At 67.2% G+C, this 1,672-nt stretch carries 1 pseudogene; it reads left to right on the top strand.

Annotated features, from left to right (window positions below):
• Positions 1-126: 126 nt before the first annotated feature.
• Positions 127-1,101 (top strand): annotated as a pseudogene (locus tag GGG17_RS05610) (IS256 family transposase); the annotation flags it as partial.
• Positions 1,102-1,672: the final 571 nt, after the last annotated feature.

The raw sequence follows: 1,672 nt of genomic DNA, 5'->3' as shown, positions 1-1,672 counted from the left end.
GAGAAGATGGGTCACTAGGTGGAAGCCAGCACTGAACGCGTTCGCCATCACCTTCGCCGACCGCATGCCCGCGGCGGAGGACCGCTGACCATGCAAACGCCACTTACACCGTTAGCCGGACAGTCCCTGCTCGAACGCAGGAAGCGTGCCGAACGAGCACTGACCAGTGTGGTGGCGACCTGCTACCTGCTCGGGGTCTCGACCCGGCGGATGGACAAGCTGGTGGCGACCCTCGGCATCACCGGGTTGTCGAAGTCCCAGGTCTCGGTGATGGCCAAGGAGCTCGACGAGCAGGTCGAGCAGTTCCGCACCCGTCGGCTCGAAGAGGCCGGGCCGTTCACCTTCGTCGCCGCCGACGCGCTCGTGCTCAAGGTCCGCGAAGGTGGGCGGGTGGTGCCGGTGCACGTGCTGGTAGCCACCGGCGTGAACGCTGATGGGCACCGCGAGATCCTCGGCGTGCAGGTCACCACCAGCGAGGACGGCGCCGGCTGGCTCGCGTTCTTCCGCGACCTCACAGCCCGCGGCCTGGCCGGCGTCAAGCTCGTCACGTCCGACGCGCACGCCGGGCTCGTGAACGCGATCGCCGCGACCATCCCGGGCGCTGCCTGGCAGCGCTGCCGCACCCACTACGCAGCGAACCTGATGTCCGCGACCCCAAAGTCGTCCTGGCCATGGGTCAAGGCGTTGCTGCACTCGATCTACGACCAGCCCGACACCGACGCCGTCCACGCCCAGTTCGACCGTGTCGTCGACGCCCTGGCCGAGAAGCTTCCCGCCGTCGCCGAACATCTCGAGGACGCTCGTGCCGACATCCTCGCGTTCACGCCGTTCCCAAAGGAGGTCTGGCGTCAGATCTGGTCGAACAACCCCAACGAACGGCTCAACCGCGAGATCCGCCGCCGCACCGACGTGGTCGGGATCTTCCCCGACCGCGCATCCATCATCCGGCTCGTCGGCGCCGTCCTGGCCGAGCAACACGACGAGTGGGCCGAAGGCCGCCGCTACCTCGGACTCGACGTCCTCGCCCGCGCCCAAGCCGTGGACACCCAGCACGCCGAGGAGGTGAGCACCGACCTCGAACTTCAGGCCCTCACGGCCTGACCGACACGCCCAACCGAGGGATCAACCTCATACACCACCCCAGCGGACTTGACCTCGGCCTGCGCGTGCCTGCACCAGCCACGCCTCGCCACTCGGCCAAGTGCGCACTACAAGCTGGCTGTGTCAACCCGACTCAGGACCACTGTGACGGTCTGACGTGGGACCACCCGTGCCCGTGCGGTCCGATGCCGGGAGCCTGCGGTTGGATCCGCCGCGCGTGACTGCGAGGTCACCGATGTGGCCGCCTGACAGAAAGCGCACTGCCGCGGACGAGCCGGGTGAATTCGTGATCTGGCTGAACCTATTGGCCATCCAGCGACGGCTCAGAGGTAGCGGCACACATCGGCGGTGGCGCAAGTGTCGGGTTCGGGGTCGGCGGCAGCGTCGCGGAGCGCGGAGACGTTGTCACGGAGGGCGACGAGGTCGGAGATCTGCTTCTCGATGTGATAGAGCCCCGTTGAGTGGTGGGCTTTGAGGTGATGCTCGTTGCCTACCGGTCGCTCTTTTCGAGGGCGACGGTCTCAGTATCGCGGGTTGGGTAGAGCTTGGCCATGGAGCCTTCGGAGAGGTA

Source organism: Arsenicicoccus cauae (assembly GCF_009707125.1).
In the GTDB taxonomy this organism is placed as follows: Bacteria; Actinomycetota; Actinomycetes; order Actinomycetales; family Dermatophilaceae; genus Arsenicicoccus; species Arsenicicoccus cauae.
The sequence above is the reverse complement of the archived record's forward strand: the minus strand, read 5'-3'. Positions and strand labels throughout refer to the sequence as shown.